The organism is Mucilaginibacter sp. JRF, from assembly GCF_015223065.1.
Taxonomy (GTDB): domain Bacteria; phylum Bacteroidota; class Bacteroidia; order Sphingobacteriales; family Sphingobacteriaceae; genus Mucilaginibacter.
The window spans coordinates 192767-216762 of record NZ_JADFBY010000003.1 but is presented as its reverse complement, the minus strand read 5'-3'; the positions used below and the strand labels follow the sequence as shown (position 1 = coordinate 216762).

General features: G+C 44.4%; 18 protein-coding genes and 1 tRNA gene. 5 read left to right on the top strand and 14 right to left on the bottom strand.

What is annotated here, in order from left to right; genetic code table 11:
* The first annotated feature begins 46 nt into the window (after positions 1-46).
* Together IM792_RS09610 and IM792_RS09605 are read left to right on the top strand one after the other, a co-directional pair.
* Positions 47-985: an SPFH domain-containing protein gene (locus tag IM792_RS09610; RefSeq protein WP_194101638.1), complete on the top strand. Its 939-nt coding sequence runs from the start codon at positions 47-49 to the stop codon at positions 983-985.
* A 14-nt stretch (positions 986-999) separates the two neighbouring features.
* Positions 1000-1554 carry a hypothetical protein gene (locus IM792_RS09605; RefSeq protein ID WP_194101637.1) on the top strand — a complete coding sequence of 185 codons (555 nt, stop codon included), beginning with the start codon at positions 1000-1002 and terminating at the stop codon, positions 1552-1554.
* A 59-nt stretch (positions 1555-1613) separates the two neighbouring features.
* On the opposite strand, the gene hflX is transcribed toward IM792_RS09605, so the two are convergent.
* Positions 1614-2798, bottom strand: coding sequence for a GTPase HflX (gene hflX / locus IM792_RS09600; RefSeq protein ID WP_194101636.1), 1185 nt, complete (start codon positions 2796-2798; stop codon positions 1614-1616).
* A 1058-nt stretch (positions 2799-3856) separates the two neighbouring features.
* Between hflX and IM792_RS09595 the strand changes: the two genes are divergently transcribed.
* Complete coding sequence (locus IM792_RS09595) at positions 3857-4297, top strand: carboxymuconolactone decarboxylase family protein (protein ID WP_194101635.1); 441 nt, start codon at positions 3857-3859, stop codon at positions 4295-4297.
* Between the two features lie 70 nt (positions 4298-4367).
* On the opposite strand, the gene IM792_RS09590 is transcribed toward IM792_RS09595, so the two are convergent.
* From IM792_RS09590 to pth, 4 genes are all read right to left on the bottom strand, one after another.
* Positions 4368-6335, bottom strand: a complete 1968-nt coding sequence (locus IM792_RS09590; RefSeq protein ID WP_194101634.1) for a M1 family metallopeptidase — start codon at positions 6333-6335, stop codon at positions 4368-4370.
* Between the two features lie 151 nt (positions 6336-6486).
* Positions 6487-6834 (bottom strand): Spx/MgsR family RNA polymerase-binding regulatory protein, encoded by a 348-nt coding sequence (locus IM792_RS09585; RefSeq protein ID WP_194101633.1) that lies wholly within the window; start codon positions 6832-6834, stop codon positions 6487-6489.
* Positions 6835-6844: 10 nt separating this feature from the next.
* Entirely contained in the window at positions 6845-9289 is a 2445-nt protein-coding gene (locus tag IM792_RS09580) for an outer membrane beta-barrel family protein (RefSeq protein ID WP_194101632.1), read from the bottom strand.
* 112 nt (positions 9290-9401) lie between these two features.
* On the bottom strand, positions 9402-9962 hold the full coding sequence (gene pth / locus IM792_RS09575; protein WP_194101631.1) for an aminoacyl-tRNA hydrolase: 561 nt from the start codon (positions 9960-9962) through the stop codon (positions 9402-9404).
* Positions 9963-10193: 231 nt separating this feature from the next.
* Between pth and IM792_RS09570 the strand changes: the two genes are divergently transcribed.
* On the top strand, positions 10194-12917 hold the full coding sequence (locus IM792_RS09570; protein ID WP_194101630.1) for an outer membrane beta-barrel protein: 2724 nt from the start codon (positions 10194-10196) through the stop codon (positions 12915-12917).
* Positions 12918-12997: 80 nt separating this feature from the next.
* Here IM792_RS09570 and IM792_RS09565 read toward each other — a convergent pair whose 3' ends face one another.
* The 3 genes from IM792_RS09565 to IM792_RS09555 form a co-directional block, all read right to left on the bottom strand.
* Complete coding sequence (locus IM792_RS09565; RefSeq protein WP_194101629.1) at positions 12998-13579, bottom strand: 50S ribosomal protein L25/general stress protein Ctc; 582 nt, start codon at positions 13577-13579, stop codon at positions 12998-13000.
* 105 nt (positions 13580-13684) lie between these two features.
* Positions 13685-14629 carry a ribose-phosphate pyrophosphokinase gene (locus IM792_RS09560; protein ID WP_194101628.1) on the bottom strand — a complete coding sequence of 315 codons (945 nt, stop codon included), beginning with the start codon at positions 14627-14629 and terminating at the stop codon, positions 13685-13687.
* Positions 14630-14772: 143 nt separating this feature from the next.
* Positions 14773-14843, bottom strand: a tRNA-Gln gene (locus IM792_RS09555).
* A gap of 215 nt (positions 14844-15058) precedes the next feature.
* On the opposite strand from IM792_RS09555, the gene IM792_RS09550 reads away from it, so the two are divergent.
* Positions 15059-18190, top strand: a complete 3132-nt coding sequence (locus IM792_RS09550) for a DUF2723 domain-containing protein (RefSeq protein ID WP_194101627.1) — start codon at positions 15059-15061, stop codon at positions 18188-18190.
* Between the two features lie 73 nt (positions 18191-18263).
* Here the strand turns inward: IM792_RS09550 and IM792_RS09545 are convergent, their stop codons facing one another.
* The 6 genes from IM792_RS09545 to IM792_RS09520 all read right to left on the bottom strand — a co-directional run bounded on the left by IM792_RS09545 (position 18264) and on the right by IM792_RS09520 (position 23977).
* Positions 18264-19265, bottom strand: coding sequence for an acetyl-CoA carboxylase carboxyltransferase subunit alpha (locus IM792_RS09545; RefSeq protein ID WP_194101626.1), 1002 nt, complete (start codon positions 19263-19265; stop codon positions 18264-18266).
* A 50-nt stretch (positions 19266-19315) separates the two neighbouring features.
* Positions 19316-19816 carry a hypothetical protein gene (locus IM792_RS09540; RefSeq protein WP_194101625.1) on the bottom strand — a complete coding sequence of 167 codons (501 nt, stop codon included), beginning with the start codon at positions 19814-19816 and terminating at the stop codon, positions 19316-19318.
* Between the two features lie 49 nt (positions 19817-19865).
* Complete coding sequence (locus IM792_RS09535; protein WP_194101624.1) at positions 19866-20564, bottom strand: fatty acid desaturase; 699 nt, start codon at positions 20562-20564, stop codon at positions 19866-19868.
* 48 nt (positions 20565-20612) lie between these two features.
* Positions 20613-21392, bottom strand: coding sequence for a M90 family metallopeptidase (locus IM792_RS09530; RefSeq protein ID WP_194101623.1), 780 nt, complete (start codon positions 21390-21392; stop codon positions 20613-20615).
* Between the two features lie 89 nt (positions 21393-21481).
* Entirely contained in the window at positions 21482-22207 is a 726-nt protein-coding gene (locus IM792_RS09525; protein ID WP_228085009.1) for a hypothetical protein, read from the bottom strand.
* A 105-nt stretch (positions 22208-22312) separates the two neighbouring features.
* Positions 22313-23977 (bottom strand): pyruvate dehydrogenase complex dihydrolipoamide acetyltransferase, encoded by a 1665-nt coding sequence (locus IM792_RS09520; protein WP_194101622.1) that lies wholly within the window; start codon positions 23975-23977, stop codon positions 22313-22315.
* Positions 23978-23996: the final 19 nt, after the last annotated feature.

The window sequence follows — 23996 nt, the reverse complement described above, 5'->3', positions numbered from 1 at the left end:
CACCAATAATTAGTTCTATATTTATTTAAACCTTTAATCGTTGTTTATGGATATTTCTATCTCGCTTACGGTAATACTTGTTGTATTGATCGTTATCCTGTTCAGTTCATTTGTGACCGTAAAACAGGGCACTATAGCCGTTGTTACCATATTTGGTAAATACCGCCGTATACTTACACCGGGCCTGAATTTTAAGATACCGCTTATCGAGTTGATCTACTCGCGTATATCCATACAAAACCGTTCGGTCGAGCTGGAGTTTCAGGCTGTAACTTATGATCAGGCTAATGTTTACTTCAAGGCCATGCTGCTTTATTCGGTGCTCGATCAGCGGGAAGAAACCATCAAGAACGTGGCTTTTAAGTTTGTTGACGAACGCAACCTGATGCAGGCTCTGGTGCGCACCGTTGAGGGCTCCATACGTGCCTTTGTAGCCACCAAACGCCAGGCAGATGTACTGATACTCCGTCGCGATATTGTAGAGCACGTAAAGGAGCAGCTGGACAATATACTGGAAAGCTGGGGCTATCACTTGCAGGATCTGCAATTGAATGATATTACGTTTGATGATATAATCATGAAATCAATGAGCCAGGTAGTGGCATCAAACAACCTGAAAGCTGCCGCCGAGAACGAAGGCCAGGCCCTGCTGATCACCAAGACCAAGGCTGCCGAGGCCGAGGGTAATGCCATCAAAATATCAGCCGAGGCCGAGCGCCAGGCTGCACAGTTGCGCGGTCAGGGTATCGCCTTATTCCGCGAGGAAGTGGCCAAGGGTATGACGGTGGCCGCCAAAGAAATGCAGGAAGCCAATATGGATACCTCGGTAATACTATTCACCATGTGGACGGAATCCATCAAGCACTTTGGCGAGAACTCAAAAGGCAACGTTATCTTCCTGGATGGCTCGGTAGATGGCCTGCAACGCACCATGAAAGAAACTATGGGCTTAAACCTTTTAAAGGATGATGCGGTCAAAAAGTAAAACTTTTTGGCTGTATGGTATCAAAATTTATCAGGTTAATGTTGGTGGCTTTGCTTTGCTCGGCCACCAACAGCTTTGCACAACAGGGCTATAAAACACTTACCGCTAATGATTTTCAGGGCATGCCGCGTCGCAGCAGTTTTGGGGCGGTTGCCTATACCAATTGCAGCATAAGCTATAATTACACGGTAAAGCGCATAAAGGGCGTGTTCAAGATCGATTTTGAGGTAAGCATGGTGATGAATAAGGATAAATCATGGCTTGATGTTACCCGTATTAAAAGCCCCGAAATGATGGTCGAGGTGTTACGACACGAGCAAGGCCATTATGCCATAGCCTATTTACAGCAGCAGGAAGTGCTGCGAACTTTTAATCGAACCCAGTTCGGCCGTGATTACAGCATGGTGATAGCTGATATTTTTAACCGGATTGATGCCAAATACCAGCAACTTAATAAGGATTATGAGGATGATACCAACCACATGCAAAACCGCGCACAGCAAGCCGTATGGGATAAGCATCTGCAAAAAAAGGTAAGTAATTTGCCGCCGTTAACGGCATCAATGTAATAAAGCAAAAAAGCGGTGTCACCTAATAGGTGACACCGCTTTTTTTATTGGCCGATCTGTTAATATAACAAATGATCGTACGGATACCTGGCTGTATGTATGGCCTTAACCTTATCGTACAATAGCTGACGGAACTCGTCGATATTTTCGCGCTTGGCGGCTGATATAAATATGGCCGGGCTGTTGTGGCGTGCCATCCAGCTTTGCTTAAAATCTTCAAGCGTTAGCGGTTTCAGTTCCTCACCCTCAAAAACCTCGGTAGGTTTGTACGCGTCAATTTTGTTGAATACGGTGATGTTATCCTTATCAACCGCTCCCAGATCCTTCAACGTTTCGTTAACCGTACGTATCTGATCCTCAAAGTTAGGATGCGATATATCAACCACGTGTATCAAAATATCGGCCTCGCGTACCTCATCCAATGTCGATTTAAAGCATTCCACCAAATGGTGAGGTAACTTGCGGATGAAGCCTACAGTGTCTGACAGCAGGAAAGGTGCGTTCTCAATAACAACCTTGCGTACCGTAGTATCCAGCGTAGCGAACAGCTTATTCTCAGCAAATACATCCGATTTTGAAAGCATGTTCATAATGGTTGATTTACCTACGTTGGTATAACCCACTAATGCCGCACGAACCAGTTGATGGCGGTTCTTGCGCTGAGTTTCATTCTGGCGGTCAATGCTTTTCAGCTTATCCTTTAACAACGATATCTTATTCAGGATCAAACGACGGTCAGTTTCAATTTGCGACTCACCCGGGCCACGCATACCAATACCACCCTTTTGGCGCTCTAAGTGGGTCCACATACGGGTTAGGCGTGGCAGCAGGTATTGCAGCTGTGCCAGCTCCACCTGTGTTTTGGCCTGTGCCGTTTGCGCACGACCGGCAAAAATATCCAATATAAGGTTGTTACGATCGAGTATCTTCACCTTCAGCTCGTTCTCAATGTTACGCAACTGCGATGGCGACAGCTCATCGTCAAACACCACTATATCAATTTCTTCGGCTATTACATATTCCTTTATTTCTTCAAGCTTGCCGGTACCAACATAGGTAGCGCGCTCAGGGCGCATCAGTTTCTGGGTAAAATGCTTAACGGTTTTGCCGCCTGCTGTTTCCACCAAAAACTCCAGCTCCTCCAAATATTCTTTTTCCAATTCTTCGGTTTCGTCGGCAGTGATAACGCCAACCAAAATCGCTTTCTCCTGCTTCACAGCAGTATCATAAAATTTTTGTTTCATTCAATAAAATGATTAACAATCAAAATGCCAAGTTACTAAAAGGCATTGTTTTACTCATGCACATGCCAAAATAACATACGGCAATATGTTGAGAGGGCATTTAACCCGGCAGTAATGATCAAGTACTAAAAGAGATTAATTAACATACTCCGGTCCGGCTATTGGGCAATAGCTTTACCTGGGAACCAAAGCATTAAGCAAATACGGTAGTAATTTCCATGATGATGCAAAGATAATGATTTTTTGATATTTGTGTATTTATCTATTAGCAATGTCATTTTGAACGAGGTACGAGGAGAAATCTGTCGCTTGATTATGAACGCGTACAGATTTCTCGCTATCGCATCGAAATGACAAGAATAAAAAATGAAACAAAAGCACAAACCATAAATAACCGTATCCTCCGGCCTCTTAATTTTCGGGTAGCACTAATAATTCACTGGCTTTCATAGAAAATTAAAAAGCCGGCGATTTTTGTTTCTTTTGATCGCTCAAAAGAAATTTAGGACAGGTGATGAACTTTGCTTTATTAAAAGTTTGTGCTTTATTTCAGAGGTTGTGCTTTAACCATCGTCAGCCTGCTCTTGGCCGCAGAGGCCAGTTATTTTACCTTAGATGCAAAGTAACCAAACATCAAGGCAGAAAAAACCTTCCACCCACAGGCCATACTCCCTGGCCCGGTTTTCTGCCAGGCCACCGCTCTTTTTTGAAGAACATAATTTTATAAAAGTCCTCCCCCTCGGGGAGGATTATTCGCATATTGCTGTTTATTTTTAATGGTGCTCATGAGGGCTGCGCCGTTTAGGAGGGGTTGTATGAGCAGATATCTGTCGTTTGGCAATGAACGCAGACAGATTTCTCGCTACCGCATCGAAATGACAGAATCTTAAAAATTAATAATTTGCGAAACTCCTCCCTTGCCCTCCCCAAGGAGGGAATTAATCCCCTCTCCCTCATTTCTTAATCAAGATTAAGATTTTGCTGCCCGCGGCTATGCACCTTTGTATTGTAAACGCCGGCACAAACATTTAATCACATTTTAAAAATTAAGAAATATCATGGAAACCAGGATCAAAATACACGAAATAGCACCTGATGCATTTAAAGCTATGTATGGCCTTGAAGCCTATATGCAAAAAAGCGGACTTGAAAAAAGCTTGTACGAGCTGATAAAAATTCGCGCGTCACAAATTAACGGCTGTGCTTACTGTTTAGATATGCACACTAAAGACGCCCGTAAGATAGGCGAAACCGAACAACGTATTTACGTACTACCCGCATGGCGCGAAACCGACTTTTTTACCGCCGAAGAACAAGCCGCGCTTGCCTTAACCGAGGAAGTGACCAACATACAAGGCCACGTAAGCAATGCTACTTACCAACAGGCGGTAAGTGTATTGGGCGAGCAAAAAACAGCACAGGTAATTATGGCCGCGGTAACCATTAACGCGTGGAACCGCATAGCCATCACTACACATTTAATGCCCGAAAGAGCTTAAGTTTTTCTTTAAGTTTGTTGTTAATAGCAAAGGCCCCGGTTTTCGGGGCCTTTGTGTTTTATGGGGTCGATTATTTTTTCCAAACGTTGTTGTCAGGATTGTAATCGGGTAGGGTTTTGTCAGGGTCGTAAGTTACCTGAACAACTTCCTCGGTTGACGGGTGTTTGTAAACGAATGATACGTTACGTTCCCAAATTTCAACAGGTAGTTTTACACGCTCGGTTTTGCCGCTTTTGTATTTTATCTCTAACGGAACCGGCATCGCCATTTTTTCCATATTAGTTAGGGTGATCAGCACGCCTTTTGATGGGTCAACGTCAACATTTTTAACATCGTTAACTGCTACGTCAAGCCTCCAGTTGTTGGTGAACCACCCGCGCCAAAACCATTGCAGGCTTTCGCCTCCAACGTTCTCCATCGTGCGGAAGAAATCATCAGGCGTAGGGTGTTTGAATGCCCAGCGCTCCACATAGGTACGGAAGGCCAGGTCAAAACGCTCTTTACCCAATATCTGCTCGCGCAGCATGGTAAGGCCGAAGCCTGGTTTAAAATATAGCAGCATGCCAATGTTCTTCTCTTTCATGTTGGCAGGCGCGCTTAATACGCTTTCCAGGTCAGGTTTGGTAGCGAACTCGCCTACGCGTTGCATGTCCATCGGGCGTTTGTTGGCATACTCGCCGTTGTTGAAATCCTCAGTGGTTAGGGTGTTGATAAAGGTGTTGAAGCCTTCATCCATCCAACCATAAACGCGCTCGTTTGAGCCAACGATCATCGGGAACCAGGTGTGGCCGAATTCATGATCGTTAACACCCCAAAGGCTGCCTTTTTTAGCTTTGTATCCGCAGAAAACAATACCAGGATATTCCATACCACCTACAATGCTGGCTACAGCGGTAGCGGCAGGGTAAGGGTATTCAAACCATTTTTTTGAATTGTATTCAACTGATTTTTTAACGTATTCGGTTGAGCGTGCCCAGGCATCGTTGCCATCGCTTTCTTCAGGGTATGCTGATATGGCTAATGATTTTTTGCCGCTTGGCAGGTTCATTTTAGCCGCGTCGACAATAAAAGATGCTGATGAAGCCCATGAAGCATCACGTGCGTTCTTTATGCGGAATTTCCAGGTCAGCTCGGTTTTACCTACCGGGCGTGATGCCGGGTTGGTAACCTCTTTAGCCGAACGGATGATAACCGTTTTGTCGCTTTGCGAGGCCTCGGCCCAACGTTTTTGCTGCTCGGCGGTGTAAACCTCTGATGGGTTAAGCAGCTCGCCCGATGCTACCACGATGTGGTTGGCCGGAGCAGTAATGGTCAGATCGAAATCGCCATACTCCAAATAAAACTCAGCCGGGCCGGTGTAAGGCACCACGTTCCAACCCAAAACATCATCATACACACATACGCGTGGGTACCATTGTGCTATGGTGTATACCTTACCATTCTTGGTGTTCAGTATACCTGTGCGGTCTGATCCGTACTCGGGGCTGATGTATGAAAATTCGATACGCAGTTTTATCTGTCCGCCTTCGGCAGCTACGTCCTTCGGCAAAAATACCTGCATGCGGGTATCATTGATGATGTATTTCAGCTCAGTTTCGCTGCCTACCAGTTTTACTGATTTTATTTTATGCCCTGCATCAAAAATTTGCCCGTGGCCACCGTTACGGCTACCGGTAGGAGGCACGATGGCTGATCCGCGCGAATCCTGCTTGAACAGGTTTTGATCAAGGTGCATCCATATAAAGCCTAATTTTTGAGGGCTATTGTTGGTATAGGTAAGTACCTCGGTACCGGTAATTTCGTTGGTTTTGTCGTTAAGTTTGGCAGTAAGCTGATAGTCGGCACGGTTTTGCCAGTATTTGGGGCCTGGTTCGCCGCTTGCCGCGCGGTATTCGCTGCCATTTTTAGTGTAGAAATTAGGGCCGAAAGCATCATGATAATCATACTTTGATGCTGATGCGTCCTGAGCCTGGGCCATGCCGGTTTGGGCAAAAGCCATAACAGCCAGCATAGCGCCGGCTACGTACTTAAAGGTCATGTTAATCAGTTTTATAAAATAATAACAGCAAGTATACCACAATTAGCTGTAATTGAGCTATGCAGTAAAGCAATTGTTACTGATTTTACGCTTTAGAGTTCTGATTATCAGGTTGCCCAAATAAAAAAAGCGACCCGTAGGCCGCTTTGTATTATTTGTTAAAATGCTTTTTATAAACATCCTCGTTAAAACCGAAGTAGAGGTATCCGGGATCTTCAATAACCGGGCGTTTTATCATGCTGGTTTTTTCCTGTAGCAGTTTAAGCGCGTCGGTATTGGTTTTCACGCTTTCCTTAACCTCGGGGGCAAGCTGTTTCCAGGTGAGGCCCTGCTTGTTCAAAAACTTTTCGTAACCGGCCTTTTGGTCCCATTCGGTTAGTTTTTCGTTGCTGATGCCAAGTTTTTTAAAGTCGTGAAACTCGTAGTCAACTTTATTTTCTTTAAGCCAGTCAATGGCTTTTTTTACAGTATTGCAGTTGGTTATTCCGTAAACTTTCATGACGGTAAAATTAACCATTTCCGCCACTACTTTTGCCCCCGCTGCTGTCATCATTGTTAATGCCACGCTGGTTCTTTTTGATCTCGCCGCTCAGCTTGCCAAATTTATAGCTTAAGCGTATGGCGAAATGGCGGTATATCTGGTTATAGGTGGAATTCTGTACAAAATCGGGCGTAATGGTTGATGAGGTATTGCGCCAGTTTTTACCATACGGATTGTTAGCTACCAGTGCTATACTGGCATTCTTATCCCAAAACTCCTTGCTCACTACATACGAGTTGTACATAAAGAACCTCGATTTACCTTGCAACGTTACCGAACCGCTAAAGTAACCGGCATTCAGGCCAATGCGGTAACCTTTCTCAAACTTATAACCAATGTTGGCAAAAGCGTTGCCAATATACCCTGCATTATTGTAAAGCTGACCATTGTAAGTGCCCTCTAACCAAATGCGCGATATCTGGCCGTTCAGGCTTAATGATAGCTTTTTGGTGATATCGTAATTGGTATTCACATTAAGTCCCAAAGTTCTGTTACTACCAATGTTCTCGTAATTGGTAGTAGTGATTTTTTGTGATTGATTGTTGATCAGCGTATCTCTGAAACTGGTAACACTTTGTATGGAGTTGTTCGAGAACGCGTAACTTAAGCCAATATTGATAGAACCTTTCGCGAAGTTGCTGTAAGTAAGCTCAAAGGTGTTGTTCAGTTCCGGTTTAAGATTAGGATTACCTGTGCTGATGAATAACGGGTTCGACCTGTCGACAAATGGATTTAACTGGTAGATACCCGGCCTGCGTATACGCTGGGTAAAGCCCAGGTTAAAGCTGCTGGTTTTGAACTTGCGCTGTAACGATATGGACGGGATCAGGTTATTATAGTTGGTATTCAACTCCGGCTGACCGGCCTCAAACGTTGCATTGATGGTAGTGTACTCCAACCTCAAACCCGCCTTGGCTGACCATTTTTCGCCTTTCAACGAGTAGGAGTTATACACGCTGTAAACGTTTTGCTGATAGTCGAATATGTTCGACTGCGAATCATTACGATCATAAACTCCCGGGCTTATCAGGGTATCGGTATTAAATTCGCTGTAGTTATTACGCAATATGCCTTTGGCACCGGCCTCAATATTTACCTTTTTTAGCGGATGCACGTAATCTAACTGTACAGTATGCTCTTTAGTACCCTGATCGTTATTCTGTAAAAAGTTGGCCTGGTTGTAATTTAATGCTTCACTAAAAGTATTCTCGGTAACCTGATCGTTAGGGGAGTAGCTGTATTTGTATGATAGAGTAAGCAACTGCTCCTTATTCTTTTTAAAGCCTAACTGGTAGTTCAGCGCCGCGTCAACGCCGGTGTAATGGCTCACGCTGTTGCTTAACTGCCTGTAGCGCTGGGTTACGGCACTGCCACTGTTAAATAATTGCGATAACAGGTCATTAGATTGGTTGTTCTTTTCCCTGTACATCTCGAACGAGCCGGTAAGCAGGTTAAGCGAATCTATCTCATAGCTTAACTCGCCGTTGCCATACATGTAGCGGCCATCAAATTTATTGATGCCGTTTTGCAATAACAGCGATTGATCGGCTGTACGTAGCTGGCTGTTCTCTGAACTGTTCTCGTTCTCCGGCTGTCGGCCAGCACCGGCGTAGCCGGCAAAGCCTAATTTTCCTTTTTTAACGGTACCGTTCAGGTTAAAGCCCTGACCCCAAACCGTGTTGTGGCGAACGTTCACACCAATGTTGTAGCCTTCATCGGCATTAGTTTTTGTGATGATGTTGATGATACCTGCCAAGCCCTCTGCATCGTATTTTGCCGGGGGAGTGGTGATCACCTCTATTTTCAGGATGTTGGTAGCAGGCATGGCCTTCAATACGTCCGATGGGTTTTTAGCCATCAGTGCCGACTCCTTGCCGTTAATTAATATTTTGTAGGCACCACTACCTTTCAACTTAATAGCGTCAGATGCATCTACGCTTAGCAAAGGCACTTTTCGCATCATATCCAGCGCGGTGTAGGCTTTGCTTTCAGGGTCGGCCTGTACGTCGTAGCTCAGGCGATCAACCTCCTGTTTCATCACGGGTTTAACGGCTGTTACCTGTACCTCGCCCAGCTGTTTTGATGATGCCGAGAACATGATGCGGCCCAGCTCATTCACCGGTTTGGCTTCAAGCGTAATAACCTTATTGCTATAGCCCACAAAGGCTAATACCAGTTGATATTGTTTACCGGCAGGGGCGGTTAATTCAAAGCTACCATCGCCTTTGGAGAGGGCGCTTTTTACCGGCGATTTAGTAGCAGCATCCTGCAAGGCCACGGTAACAAAGTCGAGCGGTTTATTGGTGGCTGAATCAATAACTATCCCTTTTACGGATATGTTCCCTCCCGGTGCCTGCGCAAACAAGCATAGCGATAGCGTACAATATAAAATTGTGAGTAAAGTGGCTTTCATTTTTTAGGTTTCTGTGGTGTGTTTCTGTTAGGGCGCAAGTTACCCATGCCATGCTACATAAAGCGGTTGTTTAACAAAATTTAACTAAGCAATAGTTAAATTTTAACATTCGCTACTTATTGTACCTGGTCATGGTAAGCTCGGTGCCGATGGTTGCAAAGCTTTTTATCATGTCAATCGAGCGATCAACAAGGGCTGGTAATTCCGGTATTTCGTCAGCATCAAAGCCACTCAACACATAATCAACCTGCTGCCCTTTGGGGTAGTTATCGCTTATACCAAAGCGTAACCTCGCGTAGTTGTTATGGCCAAGGGTAGCCTCAATGTGCCTTAACCCGTTATGCCCCGCCGCGCTGCCTTTGGGTTTTAAACGCAGAGTGCCTAATGGTAACGCGAGGTCATCAACAATAACCAAAACGTTCTCTAAAGGTACCTTAAGTTCGTTCATCCAGTAGCTAAGCGCTTTCCCGCTCAAATTCATATAGGTAGTAGGCTTTATTAAATGCAGCTTGCGGCCTTTAAAAGATGTTTCGGTGTGGTAAGCGTGGCGTCCCATACTAAACTTCACCCCATCCTGTCGAGCCAGCTCATCAAGTACCATAAAACCTATGTTATGTCGTGTATCGGCATACTCAGGGCCTATGTTACCCAACCCAACTATCAAATATTTCATTTAGGAGAAAAGACGGTTAATTATTTAAAACGTTACAGTAAACTGCAATTTTTATTTGAAAAAAACTTTTTTGCAAAGATATAGATTTAGCCCGGCACCATCAATCAGCGGGCCTGAGTAAAATTCATGATGCAATTTGTTAAAATGTGTTAATGACATATAAAAATGTGAAATAAAAGCTTTTACTTGCGTTTAAATCGCAACTATAAACTTCACTCTTGTCACAATTTAATGAAACCAACCTTTTTATCACTTTTGTGCTGCCTGCTATTTTTTACCACGGCATCGGCACAAAACAAAGCTACCTTAAAGGGTACTGTAATTGATTCGGCCAGTAACACGGCGCTTGAACATGCCACCGTTACCGTTATCGATGTTAAGGACTCATCAATGGTAGCCTATACCCTTAGCCGGGCTAATGGCGGCTTTGAGCTATCGGGCCTGCCGCTAAACCGCGATGTTAAGTTGCTGGTAACCTTTGTAACCTATAAATCATTCCGCAAAAATTTCAATTTTACTACCGGAGGAGTAACCGATGTGGGCAAAATTATTATGGCCGGCAGTATGATGGAGGAGGTGGTGATCAAGGGCGAGCGTGTACCCATTGTAATGAAAAAGGATACCATAGAGTTTAATGCCGAAGCCTTTAAAACCCGCCCAAATGCCATGCTGGAGGAATTACTGAAAAAGATACCCGGTATGCAGGTGAATAAGGATGGATCATTCACCGTAAATGGTAAAACGGTGAGTAAGCTGCTGATAGATGGCAAGGAGTTTTTTGGCAACGACCCTAAGATAGCCACCAAGAACCTCGACGCCTCTATTGTGGATAAGGTGCAGGTATATGATGACAGGGAGAACGACCCCGACCACCTGGTGAGCGAGGTAAATGTTAACAAGATTGTGAACATTAAACTAAAACGGGCCATAAAGCGCAGCATATTTGGCAAGGTGTATACCGGTGGCGGCTCGCGCGACAGGTATGAAACCGGCGGATTATTCAATATGTTTAGAGATACCTTGCAGCTAAGCGTTATAGCCATGAGCAATAACCTCAACAAAACAGGCTTTAGCAGCCAGGAATTGTACAGCAATGGTGGCTTTGACCGCAGTGGGGGCGATGCCTTATGGAACGGTTCGGTGCAGCTTGGGGGCCGTGGCTGGGGTGGTATTGAAAAAGTAACATCGAGCGGGTTTAACCTTAATGGAGATTACGGTAAAAAGCTTAAGCTTAACCTGATGTACTTTTATAACGAAACCCGCAACATCAATCAAAGCAGCAATTTTGTGGAACAGTATATAAGGGATACCACATTGTTTAGCCGTAATGCGTACGGCTCGGAGAGTAAAAGTTTCGGGCATAATATTAATGGCCTGGTGGAGTGGAAGCCTGACACTGTAAACAGTCTTACTTATCGACCCAACCTGTCGTTCAATAATAATAGCAGCGATAATTCATCAAACGGTAACAGCTACAACAGTTTTAATGCCCGGGTTAATGATAATGAAAGCAAAGGAACCAACAGCGGCAATTCATCAACCTTTGGCCATAGCCTGATATATAACCGCAGGGGTAAAAAGCGGCGCGAAGAATCGTTCACGCTGACGCATAACCTGAGTTTTAACCCCAACAAAACAGATGGGTTTAACATGAACCGCACCACAAGTTATGTATCAACAGTGCCATCGTTTTTGTTGGACAGGTATAATACCAGCGATAACAAAAACTCATCGGGCAGCCTTTCATTAAGCTATCGTTACCCACTATCGAAAAAACTGGTGGTTGATGTGGTTACCTCGGCCGATTATAACAATGCTGATCAAAACCAATTTGTGTACGATAGGGATACCCTTACGAATCGCTATAGCATATTACTCCCCGACCAAAGTGCCGACCTTAACCGCCGCACCTGGACAAAAAATGTTAAACCTGGCGTTACCTGGCGTATGTCGAAAAAAATATCAATTATTGCAGGGGTAACACAGCAATGGCAAAACCTTACCGATGTTTTTGATGTAGGCACGGTAAAGCGATCGTACAGTTTTTTAATGCCGACGTTAAGGTTAGAGTTGTTTGATCGTATCTCCATATCAATGGATAAGGGGTATAACCTGCCTTCCATATCCGATCTGCGGCCGGTTACCATTGTGTATAGTCCGCAATCATCATTCATAGGTAACCCCGGGTTAGAGCCATCGTCAAATACCCGTTTTACTCTCAACTATTATAATTACAATTTTGAGAAAGGGCTAAACATGTATGCCTGGTTTAACTACTCGGTAACACAAAATACCGTAATACATAAAAGCACTATTACCAGCAATAGCGTGCACACCACTACACCGGTTAACGCGGGGCAAAGTGTAAATATGTACGGCTCGTTCTCGTTTGGTAAGGAGTTTAAAAAAAGTAAGATATGGCGTTTCGGCCTGCGCAGCAGTGCTGGTCCTAATTATCGTGAGCGTATCAATATGATCAACGATGAATCGGGCAAGGAGCGTAACTGGACAGCGACATTTACCCAGGGCGGAGATGTTGCATGGAATGATCAGATAGAGTTTAATACTAATGTTACCTACTTCCGCAACTGGACGAGGTATGATTACGCCAGCGGCCAAAGCCAAAACCTGAAGGGCTTTACCATGCAAAACAACATTAATGTGCGCTGGCCTAAAAAGGTGGTTTGGGAGGGTAAGCAGGAATTTACCTACAACTCGCAGATAGCTGATGGTTTCCGCAAGAGTAATAATATACTAAGCGCGTCAGTTGCGTTGCAGATGTTTAAAAAGGAGCAGGGAGAGATAAAGTTGGCGGTGTATGATTTGCTCGATCAAAATATCAATATATACCGCTTTACCACTACCAACGCGCTTATTGACGGGCAGAATAATACGCTTAAAAGATATTTCCTGCTCACATATACCTATAAATTCAACGTGCTGAAAACTAAGTAGCGTTAAAACGTAAGGCACAAAAAAAAGCGGTAAGGATATCCTCACCGCTTTTTTTATTGCTAACAGATCATGTTATCTGATTATTTACCTTTTGCAGCTTCCTGCTCAGCCTGACGTAATGCACGTGAGGTGGTTACTGATACGATAGTATCTTCCTGAGCGTTGGTGATAGCAAGGTTGTCTAATTTAATGTCGCGAACGCGTACTGATTTACCAACTTCAAGCTCCTCGATGCTAACTTCGATGTTATCAAGGTGATCTTTAGGTAAGCCTTTGATACGTAGCTTACGTAATTTTTGAACCAGTTTACCACCTACTTTAACACCCGGAGAAGTACCGGTTAATTGTACAGGGATCTCGATAGCGATTGGTTTGCTTTCGTCAAGCTGTAAAAAGTCAACGTGTAAAAGTTGTTCAGTTAACGGGTGAAACTGAATGTCTTTAATAATAGCCTGCGCTTTTTTGCCGGCAATGTCAAGGTCGATGAAATGAACAACCGGAGTGTAAACAACGGCTTTCAAATCAGCTGCGGATACTGAGAAGTGAGTTTGAGTTTCACCTCCGTACAGAACTGCCGGCACCTGGCCTTCATAGCGCAGCTCTTTAGCATCTCTTTTCCCTACGTTCTCTCTTAGAGAACCGCTAATAGCAAATGATTTCATTTTTTGTATTTATTTATTGTTTATTCCGTGGCGCTTGCCGCCACAAAGTCTTTATTAATTCATGCTGATAACTATGAGCCATCAACCATGAACTATATGCTTTTTTTAATCTACTTTAAAAAGCTGGCTTATTGAGCCATGCTCGTTCACGTTCATTATCGCTTTGGCAAAAAGGTCAGCTGTTGATAGCACCCTTATTTTGCTGCTTTGCTGCTTTAACGGAATAGTATCGGTTACTATCAGCTCAGTTAAGGCTGAGTTCTCGATGGTTTCGTAAGCCTTGCCAGATAATACCGGGTGTGTACATACCGCCCTTACACTGCGTGCGCCACGCTCCATAATGAGGCCTGCTGCTTTTGATAGGGTACCTGCTGTATCGCAAATATCATCTATCAGTACAATGTCCTGATCAACCACATCGCCTATCACCGTCATTGATTCAATCTCATTAGCGCGTTTACGGCGTTTGTCGCAAATAACTACCTCAGCGTTAAAAAACTTGGCAAAGGTGCGTGCGCGGTACGAGCCACCCATATCAGGCGACGCGATGGTAAGGTTTTCGAGCCCCAGGCTTTTGATGTACGGTACAAATATTACCGAGGCATCAAGGTGATCAACCGGAACATCAAAAAAGCCCTGTATCTGCGCTGCGTGCAAATCCATGGTCATGATACGGTTGATGCCTGCCGCTACCAACAGGTTGGCAACAAGCTTGGCGCCGATAGCCACACGTGGCTTGTCTTTACGATCCTGACGGGCCAATCCAAAATAAGGTATAACAGCGGTTACGTAGTGGGCTGATGCACGGCGGGCCGCGTCAATCAGCATCAGCAACTCCATCAGGTTATCAGTAGGCTGGTTGGTTGATTGTATCAGAAATACATCACAACCACGTACCGACTCATTAAAGTGAGGCTGAAACTCGCCATCGCTAAAGCGTGAAAGGATAACTTCACCAAGTTCACGACCATAGCTTGCCGATATTTCGGTAGCCAGCTCTTTTGAACCTAATCCTGAGAATAATTTAACAGGGTTAAACTGTAACGGCATTTTATTTGGATTTCAAACGCGTTGATACATCATTTAGAGATACTTCACGCGCCCGTATAAAACCTTAAAAACACAATTCGGATTTCAAATTCTCTATCGGTTTAAGCCGAAACTGAAAATTCAAAATCCGAATCTTTTTGTTGTTGCCCGACCTGGATTCGAACCAAGACAAACGGTACCAAAAACCGTCGTACTACCATTATACTATCAGGCAATCTCCGTTGGATAATTGCTTTTCCGAACGGAATGCAAATGTAAGACGATTTTTGAAATGGTAAAAATTTTTTTGAAAAAAAATTACAAGCTGTTTTGCTGCACGGCTTTACGGCGTTAAAATATGTTAACTGCTAAGTTTTTAATAGTAACATTAAGGATAGTTTGTTATTTTCGGCAGCTTATAAAGCTGTATAGTATTTATATCATTTAACGATGAATTACAACAAGATAAACAATCTTTTTGGCTGGCTGGCCTTTTTGATAGCCACCATTACCTACGTTTTAACGCTCGAGCCATCAACCAGTTTTTGGGATTGCGGCGAATTTATTGCCTGTATATACCGGTTACAAGTGGCCCACCAGCCCGGCGCGCCGCTGTTTACCATGATAGGCAAAGCCTTTTCGCTGCTATCATTGGGCGATAATACCAAGGTGGCGTATTTTACCAACATGGCATCGGCCTTATCAAGCAGCGCTACCATATTGTTTCTGTTTTGGACAATAACCGCGCTGGCCAAAAAGCTATTGGTTAAACCGGGCGTACAAATAACCACGGCCAACCTGATCCTGATTATTGGAGCGGGTTTGGTAGGTTCGCTGGCCTATACCTTTTCAGATACGTTCTGGTTCTCGGCTGTCGAGTCAGAGGTTTACGCCGAATCATCGTTATGTACGGCCATCGTATTCTGGGCCATCCTGAAATGGGAAGCCCACGCCGATGAGCCTCACGCCAACCGCTGGATAGTTTTCATAGCCTACGTAATGGGCTTATCTATCGGTATACACTTGTTAAACTTGCTGGTTATACCTGCCATAGCGCTGGTTATTTACTTCCGCAAAACCGAAAAGGCTACTTCAGGTGGCGCGCTTTTATGGTTCTTTGGTGGTATCGTGGCTGTAGCCTTTGTGCTTTGGGGAGTGATACAGTTCACGGTAAAAGGTGCCGCGTTCTCTGATCTGTTCTTTGTAAATACATTGGGCATGGGTTTTGGTACCGGTGCCGTTACCTTCTTTGTATTATTGGTAGCATTGCTGATAACCGGTATATATTATACCATTAACCCGGTTAAACCGGCCATTTTAGCTGCCGCGGTATTGTTTGTGCTACTTGCTGGCATAAGCAGCGGTATTATTGGTTTAATAGTGGCCATTGCCGTATTAGCATTTTTGGAGTATGTGGTTAAGATCCGCGAAAAGCGTTTCGCGCTTAACAGCTTTTTGGTTTGTTTGGCATTCATTCTGTTTGGTTACAGCTCTTTCGTGATGATCGTTATCCGTGCAAAAGCCGGTACTAATCTTAACAATAGCGATCCGCAGGATGCCTTCGCGCTTAACAGCTACCTTAACCGTGATCAGTATGGCGATACTCCTTTAATGTATGGCCAGTTCTTTGATTCGGAACTTACCGATCAGAAAGAAGGTGCCGCTATATATCGTCGTGGTAAGGAAAAATATGAGATAGCAGGCAGAAAGATCAAGAATATATACGATCGTAATACCTTCTTCCCGCGTATGTTCAGCGATAAGCCGAGCCATGCGCAGTTTTACCGCCAATGGGCGCAGTTAGGTGCCGAGGAGCATCCTAATCTTGTGACCAACTTCAAGTTCTTCATGACCTGGCAGGTTACGCAAATGTATACCCGCTATTTTCTGTGGAATTTTGTTGGCCGTACCAACGATCAGGATGGGCAGATAGACGCTAATGGTGTTGACGGTAATTGGGTAACTGGTTTCAGGCCTAACCAGCCATTACCTTACTCGGTAACTAAAAGTAAGTCATACAACCATTTATACGCCCTGCCGTTAATTATCGGTTTAATGGGTGCTGTATACCATTTCCGCCGTAACCAAATGGACGCGGGTATTGTGGGGGTACTGTTCTTTTTTACAGGTTTGGCCATTGTGCTTTATCTTAACCAGGACCCATTACAACCACGTGAACGTGATTACGCTTACGCGGGTTCGTTCTATGCCTTCGCGATATGGATAGGCCTGGGCGTATTATTCATCGCCGAAATATTGAGCAGGCTGAACGCTAAAACAGCGGCGGCAATATCAACCGTGGTATGTTTGTTAGCAGCCCCGGCATTAATGGCCAGCCAGGAGTGGGATGACCACAACCGCTCAACCAAGCTTACACCGCATGATATGGCTTACAACTACCTTAACTCGTGCGAGCCGAATGCCATACTGTTTGTTTATGGCGATAACGATACTTACCCGCTGTGGTACATTCAGGAAGTTGAAGGCGTTAGGCCCGATGTGCGCATTGTTAACCTGAGCTTGCTGGGTACCGATTGGTACATCCGCCAGATGAAGGGTAAAATGAATGAATCGGCACCGCTGCCTATCACCATGCCTAACGAGAAATTCCAGGCCGGTGTACGCGATGTTATTTATTACAGCGATGGCAACGTACCGGGATCAACAGATGTAAAAGAGTTGTTTGACTTTATTACTTCGGATGATCCGCGTGCTATGGCCGAGCTGCAAAGCGGCGCCAAAACCAACTACCTGCCAACTAAAAACTTTAAACTATCGGTTGATGTTAACGAGGCTAAAAAATCAGGCGCTATACCCGCCGGCAAAGAGGCTCAGGCCGAAACCGCTATTGAGTGGAAATATCCGGGTAACTACATCACTAAAGATAACCTGGCCCTGTTAGATATTTTGGCCCATAACGATTGGAAACGCCCTATCTATTTCGCCGTTACCGTTGGTAGCGAGAACATGATCGGCCTTGACCGTTACCTGTATAACGAGGGTTTTGCCTATCACCTGATGCCGCTTAAGCCTGATACTACGGTTGCCGCGCTTGAGGCTACCAACAGCGACAAGATGTACGATAACATGGTTAACAAATTCAAATACGGCAACTTTAAAACCGCCAAGTATCTGGATCACGAATCGCAAACCATGTTCTACCCGCTTATTTCGCGTATGTACATGAACTTGGCCGATAACATGATCAAAGAAGGTAAAAACGAGCAGGTTAAAAAGCTGATAGCTAAATACGATGCCGAAATGCCTGCCGATATACCGGTGCAGGAAGTTGCCGTACGTAAATATTACCTGCTTGAAAGCGCTTACCGTGTTGGCGAAACCAAAATCGGCAACAAGCTGGCCGCGCAGATAGATGATTATTTAGTTGACATGCTTAACTACAAATATGAGTCGATGCAAAACGGAGATTCATCAGGCTCAGATAGGGATATACAGTTCACCATGTCGTTACTGAATGGCTTGGTTGGTTTAACTAAGGATTTCCATCAAACTACGCTGAACAAAACCTATTCAGATCAGCTTAAAAATTTTAGCAGCAAATTCGGAGTACCTCAGCAATAAGCGGAGGTACTTGTATAAAACAAGAAAAGCGGCCATAAGCCGCTTTTCTTGTTTTATTATAGCCGGTAATAAATTACTCGGCTTGCTTAGCTGTAGCAGGGGCTTCGGTTACCTCGGGTTCATCCTCAATAACAACACCCATTGAGCCGAATTTCTCGATACGCTCGTTAACCACCTGGTTAATGTCCTTTTGTTTAAGCTGGTTAAGCTCCTTGATCAATTGTTTTTTCAGGATGGTAGCCATAGCCACTGGGTCCTGATGAGCGCCGCCAAGAGGCTCTTTCACTACGCCATCAATCAGTTTGTTCTTTAGCATCTCGGTAGAGGTCAGCTTTAACACTTCTGCCGCGCGCTCTTTGTTCTCCCATGTTTTCCAAAGGATGGTTGAGCAGTTCTCTGGCGATATAACCGAGTACCATGAGTTATCCAGCATCAGCACACGATCGCCAATACCAATACCCAACGCGCCGCCCGATGCACCCTCGCCAATAATAACGCAAACAACAGGCACCTTAAGTACCGACATTTCCAGCAGGTTGCGGGCAATGGCTTCACCTTGTCCGCGTTCCTCAGCCTCAAGGCCTGGGTAAGCTCCCGGGGTATCGATCAGGGTAATAACCGGTTTGTTGAATTTTTCGGCCAGTTTCATCAGGCGTAAAGCCTTGCGGTAACCTTCGGGGTTAGCCATGCCAAAGTTACGGTACTGGCGCTCCTTGGTGTTACGGCCTTTTTGGTGGCCGATGATCATTACGGTTTGGCCGCCAAGGGTGGCAAAACCACCTACAATGGCCTTGTCATCGCCAACGGTACGGTCGCCGTGCAGTTCAATAAAATCGTCGCACATCAGCTCAATATACTGTAGGGTATAAGGCCTCTCCGGGTGACGCGATATTTGAACCTTTTGCCAACCGGTAAGGTTGCCGTAAATATCCTTTTGTGCTTGTTCAAGCTTGGTTTCCAGCTCGGCAATAGTGGCCGACATATCCAGCTTGTTCTTATCTTCTATTTGTACAACCTTGTCGATCTGCTGTTGCAGTTCGGCCAGCGGTTTCTCAAAATCAAATGAAATTTTCATACAACTCTATCAATCAGGCGCCAAATTTAAATAAAACCAATGGCAAATTGTTACTTGTTCTCCTGTAAACGTTCAAACTTATTTATTTGCTTTGCCGTAAGCAGCTTTTGCGTCTTGAGGCAGGCTTGTAAAATGACGTTCCTGAGTTCGCCCTGGTATATACCATAGCGGTTGGTGTAGTAGATCAGGTTGCCGTCATTTATCTTTTTTATGCGGAAAAGGCTGTCAATTGCCCGCTCGTTACGGATAATGAACACGCCCATTTCCTTTTTTTTGCGGATAAGCTCGGTATTGATAGTGCTTATTTTGCTTACCTGCGCATCATCCAGTTTCAATTTATCCTTAACACTTAATACCTGATCGGGGGCAGGGTAGTGGTTTAATACTGCTGCCGCTGCCATGTTATACATATCATCACCCTTTTGCAGTGCATCATATTGTTTAAGGCTGAGGGTTTTTACTACCGATGGTTTAGTGGTGCTATCCGTTTGCGCGAATACACTTAGCGAAAAAACAGAAATTATAGATAATGATAGTATCGATCTAAGCATAAGCAGTGGTTTGTTTTTTAACGGCGGTGTAATGTATGTAGTATAAATTTTATTTAGTGTTATGTGCCGATGCAGGCGGTAAAGGGGCTTTCCAAAGCTTCCACCACGGCGTTCCCGGCGATTCATGGTGCTCATAATGATAGCCGAAAAAATAACAGCTCACAAAGGCCCAAACATGGTTACGGCTTTGGCTGCGGGCATGGTGATGATTATCGTGCTCGCCCTTATGCGGCAGGTAGGTGCCAAAGTAAAACAGTTGCAGGGTGCTCAACAGTGATGGCACCACCCAAAACAAAATGAGGTTTGGCTCAGGTATCCATAACTTTAAAATGTTGAATAGCGCCGCCATGATCACAATTTGCCATGTAGACAAATAATTACGGATGAAGCGAACATACCAACTGAAAAAGTTGCCCTGGTGATAATCGGGGTCATCGTGAGTATGTACATGCCGGTGGTGCATGTGGTGCTTTTTATACAGGTGCGGGTACCAGAACGAGGCGTACAGAAAAGTAGCTATAAAACCAGCGGCATTATTTATTTTTTGGTTAGATGATACCGTGCCGTGCATGGCATCGTGCGCGGTGATGAACAGGCCGGTGTACAAGTGCATTTGCAGTAGGATGAACAGGTAAAGCAGCGGATTGGTATAATCCACCGCCCATTGCATTAACAGGGTGATAGATACCGCCCAGCAGCCAATAACAATAAGCGCGATGATTATACCTGTGTTCGATCTGTTTTGCATGGTTACGGCAATTGCACAGCAAATTTACGACCAAGATAGTGAATGTGGTTATGAATTAGCTGCCGGATCCTGCCCGAACGCTTTGCTCAGCATATCATACAGTTCGGGGTGGCGGGCCTGTAGCTTGTCGGGCTTCTCGAAAAAGTATTCGGACACCACGGCGAAAAACTCAGCCTCGTTAGTGGCGGCATAAGGGTTAATATCAGATTTGCCTTCCTCTATCCGGCGTATTTCCTGGTGCATCATGCGTACCCAGGGTTTGATGAATTCGTGGGGTAATAAATGTTCGGGGATGCCATCGGTAGCGCCATCAACTTTATCTAACAGGTGCACAAACTCATGAATACCGGTATTCTCCGCGCCCGAGTTTTTAGAAAAGCCTTTTTGCAATGCCGCGCGCGACAGGATCATCTGCCCGTTCATATATCCGCTGCCCACCATACCCATAATGTTGCGACCGCTATCACCCTCAAACTGGTACTGCTCGTCGAATGTATCAGGGTACAGCAGCACATTGGTAACGTTACGGTAGCTCCAATCCTTAAAAGCGAATATGGGTATCACCGCGCTCGATGCCACCATCAACCGGTCAACATCATTAACCTCCAAACCAACGCCCTCAATATGCACCGCATCCAGAAACTGCTCCACCTTATCCTCAAAATAAAGCTTATCGGTATCATTTAATGTATTATAAAAATCGATATGCTGAGCCAGTAGTTTCTTTTGCGCATCATTAAGTATAACCTGTGTAAGCTCCCGTTTGTGCTTACGCTGAAATAGGGTGTAAGAGATAATGATGGCAGTGATGATGGCGATGTAGAGCATGGGGATAATATTAAGGACTAATTACAACAAAACAAAAAAAGCGATGAGCCTAAACCCATCGCTTTTCAAAATTTCGAAATATAGGTTTATTAGCAACCCATCAGTATTTCTATAACAATTAATTTTTCAATCTCTTTTTTTGAACTCTTTTGCTGTCCCGTTATCCTCAAAAAATAGCGGCTAACACTAACTGCACTTGGATAATCTGTTGGTGATTTTACATTTTTTATGTGGTTGCTCCATCTCTCACCACAATGTTTTTCAACAGCTTTTTTTAATTCGGCAATACTTACATCCGGAAATTTTTGCCACTCATCTTCGGTATATGATAAGCAAGTAAATTGACCATTCTTGTTTTTAGGTAAAGGTTTCCATTCCGAATCGTAATGTTTCCATTCAGTCAAATCGCAATGCGGACCTTCATCTTGTATAGTTACGCTTGTTTCATAACGCTGTTCCAATTTCAGATTAAGCAAATTATCAGAATTCACTGATATAAGCTGTCCTTCAATTGTTTCGCCCAAACCGGCAATTAAATACATCGTATCTGCTTTGGCATCTTTAGTTGTTATAGTGTCCTCAAATAAAACTAATCGATTGATATTGAGTGATATTTCGGGAAATTTAATAGTAACAGTAGTGTCAGGCAAAGATTTATCAGGGATTGTTTTATTATCAACAAGCCCTTTTGACTGATTGGTGGTTGAAGAAACGGCACTGTCAACTTTAGGTGTATCTTTCTTGCTGTTAGAGGAGTTATCACAAGCAGAACACACAGTTAATACGGCTATAAGAAGAAAAAATAACAGTTTCATTTTGTAACAAGGTTTTATATAAATATATACAAAAAAAGCGATGAGCCTAAACCCATCGCTTTTCAAAATTTCGAAATTGAAAATTCGAATTTCGAAATCAAAAAATTATATCAGTAACCTTACCGGTTCTTCTAATAGTGCTTTCAGGGTTTGCAGGAAGGCCGCTGCTGAGGCACCGTCAACTGTGCGGTGGTCAGAGCTTAAGGTAACCTTCATTACGTTGCCCGGTACTACAGCGCCGTTTTTAACAACCGGTACTGCCTGTATACCGCTAACCGCTAATATACATGAGTTTGGTGTGTTAATAATGGCGGTAAACTCATCAACACCAAACATACCTAAGTTTGATATGGTGAAGGTTGAGCCTTCCATTTCGTTAGGCTGAAGTTTTTTGTCCTTAGCTTTCTTAGCGAATTCTTTTACCTCAACCGACAGGTGGCTTAATGATTTGCCATCAGCGAATTTAACAACCGGTACCAACAGGCCTTCATCAACCGCTACGGCTACGCCAATGTGTACGTGCTCGTTAAAGCGGATCTTATCGCCTAACCAGGCTGAGTTAATGGCCGGGTGTTGCCTTAATGCAACGGCACAGGCTTTAAGCACCAAGTCGTTAAATGATATTTTAACCGGGGCAATGTCGTTCATTTTAACACGGGCTGCAATGGCTGCATCCATATCGATAGACATGGTTACAAAGAAATGCGGCGCGGTGAATAAGCTTTCAGACAAGCGGCGACCGATAGCCTTACGCATTTGCGTAACCGGTTTCTCGGTAAATTTCTCCTCGCCGGTGTAAGTTGGCAATGAGATAGCTTTTTCAGCCTTAGCAGCCGGAGCAGCATCTTTAGCGGCTTCCTGAACTTCTTTAGTTGATGGGGTAAAGCCTTCGATATCTTTCTTCACAATGCGGCCACCTTCGGCAGTGCCTTTAACCTCGTTCAGGTTGATGCCTTTATCCTTAGCGATCTTACGTGCTAACGGAGAAGCTTTAACGCGGCTGTCGTCATCGTTAGTAGCAGAAGCAGCTTCTTCTTTAGTAGCTGTTGCAGAAGCAGTTGCGGTTTCTTTGTCAGCTTTTTCTTCACTGCTATCGCTGGTGCTACTGCTACCAGTATCAGCTCCACCATCTAATAATGGTTGAATATCGGTGCCTTCTTTACCCACAATGGCTATAATGTCGTTAACCTTGGCGGCTTCGCCTTCTTTAACACCAATGTAAAGCAGGGTGCCTTCTTCGTAACCAACAACTTCCATAGTGGCTTTGTCGGTTTCAACATCGGCCAGTGAGTCGTCAGATTTTACTTTGTCGCCTACTTTAAAGTTCCATTTGTTGATAACGCCCTCGGTCATGGTATCGCTCAGTAAAGGCATACGTATTACCGCGGCAGGTATGCTTGAAAGGTCAACCTTTGGTTTGCTTTCGCCCGCTGGTTTGCTTTCTTCTTTTTTATCTTCGGCTGGTTTTTCCTCTTTCTTATCGGCCGGGGCGCTACCGCCTTCAGCGTCAAGTGCAGCTTTGTAGTCCTCGCCCTCTTTACCTAAAACGGCAATAACAGCGTCAACCGGTACAGCGGCACCTTCTTCAACACCGATGTAAAGCAGTGTACCGTCCTGAAATGATTCAAAATCCATAGTGGCTTTATCAGTTTCAACCTCGGCCAATACATCGCCTGATTTTACCTGATCGCCAACTTTTTTATGCCATTTAGCCAATACCCCTTCGGTCATGGTATCGCTCATTTTTGGCATTTTAACTACTTCAGCCATATTATATTTGTGTGTATAA

Bases quoted from the DNA above. Each gene is read 5' to 3' on its own strand.
- IM792_RS09610 (WP_194101638.1), top strand. From the start codon at position 47: ATGGATATTTCTATCTCGCTTACGGTAATACTTGTTGTATTGATCGTT.
- IM792_RS09605 (WP_194101637.1), top strand. From the start codon at position 1,000: ATGGTATCAAAATTTATCAGGTTAATGTTGGTGGCTTTGCTTTGCTCG.
- hflX (WP_194101636.1), bottom strand. From the start codon at position 2,798: ATGAAACAAAAATTTTATGATACTGCTGTGAAGCAGGAGAAAGCGATT.
- IM792_RS09595 (WP_194101635.1), top strand. From the start codon at position 3,857: ATGGAAACCAGGATCAAAATACACGAAATAGCACCTGATGCATTTAAA.
- IM792_RS09590 (WP_194101634.1), bottom strand. From the start codon at position 6,335: ATGACCTTTAAGTACGTAGCCGGCGCTATGCTGGCTGTTATGGCTTTT.
- IM792_RS09585 (WP_194101633.1), bottom strand. From the start codon at position 6,834: ATGAAAGTTTACGGAATAACCAACTGCAATACTGTAAAAAAAGCCATT.
- IM792_RS09580 (WP_194101632.1), bottom strand. From the start codon at position 9,289: ATGAAAGCCACTTTACTCACAATTTTATATTGTACGCTATCGCTATGC.
- pth (WP_194101631.1), bottom strand. From the start codon at position 9,962: ATGAAATATTTGATAGTTGGGTTGGGTAACATAGGCCCTGAGTATGCC.
- IM792_RS09570 (WP_194101630.1), top strand. From the start codon at position 10,194: ATGAAACCAACCTTTTTATCACTTTTGTGCTGCCTGCTATTTTTTACC.
- IM792_RS09565 (WP_194101629.1), bottom strand. From the start codon at position 13,579: ATGAAATCATTTGCTATTAGCGGTTCTCTAAGAGAGAACGTAGGGAAA.
- IM792_RS09560 (WP_194101628.1), bottom strand. From the start codon at position 14,629: ATGCCGTTACAGTTTAACCCTGTTAAATTATTCTCAGGATTAGGTTCA.
- IM792_RS09550 (WP_194101627.1), top strand. From the start codon at position 15,059: ATGAATTACAACAAGATAAACAATCTTTTTGGCTGGCTGGCCTTTTTG.
- IM792_RS09545 (WP_194101626.1), bottom strand. From the start codon at position 19,265: ATGAAAATTTCATTTGATTTTGAGAAACCGCTGGCCGAACTGCAACAG.
- IM792_RS09540 (WP_194101625.1), bottom strand. From the start codon at position 19,816: ATGCTTAGATCGATACTATCATTATCTATAATTTCTGTTTTTTCGCTA.
- IM792_RS09535 (WP_194101624.1), bottom strand. From the start codon at position 20,564: ATGCAAAACAGATCGAACACAGGTATAATCATCGCGCTTATTGTTATT.
- IM792_RS09530 (WP_194101623.1), bottom strand. From the start codon at position 21,392: ATGCTCTACATCGCCATCATCACTGCCATCATTATCTCTTACACCCTA.
- IM792_RS09525 (WP_228085009.1), bottom strand. From the start codon at position 22,207: ATGAAACTGTTATTTTTTCTTCTTATAGCCGTATTAACTGTGTGTTCT.
- IM792_RS09520 (WP_194101622.1), bottom strand. From the start codon at position 23,977: ATGGCTGAAGTAGTTAAAATGCCAAAAATGAGCGATACCATGACCGAA.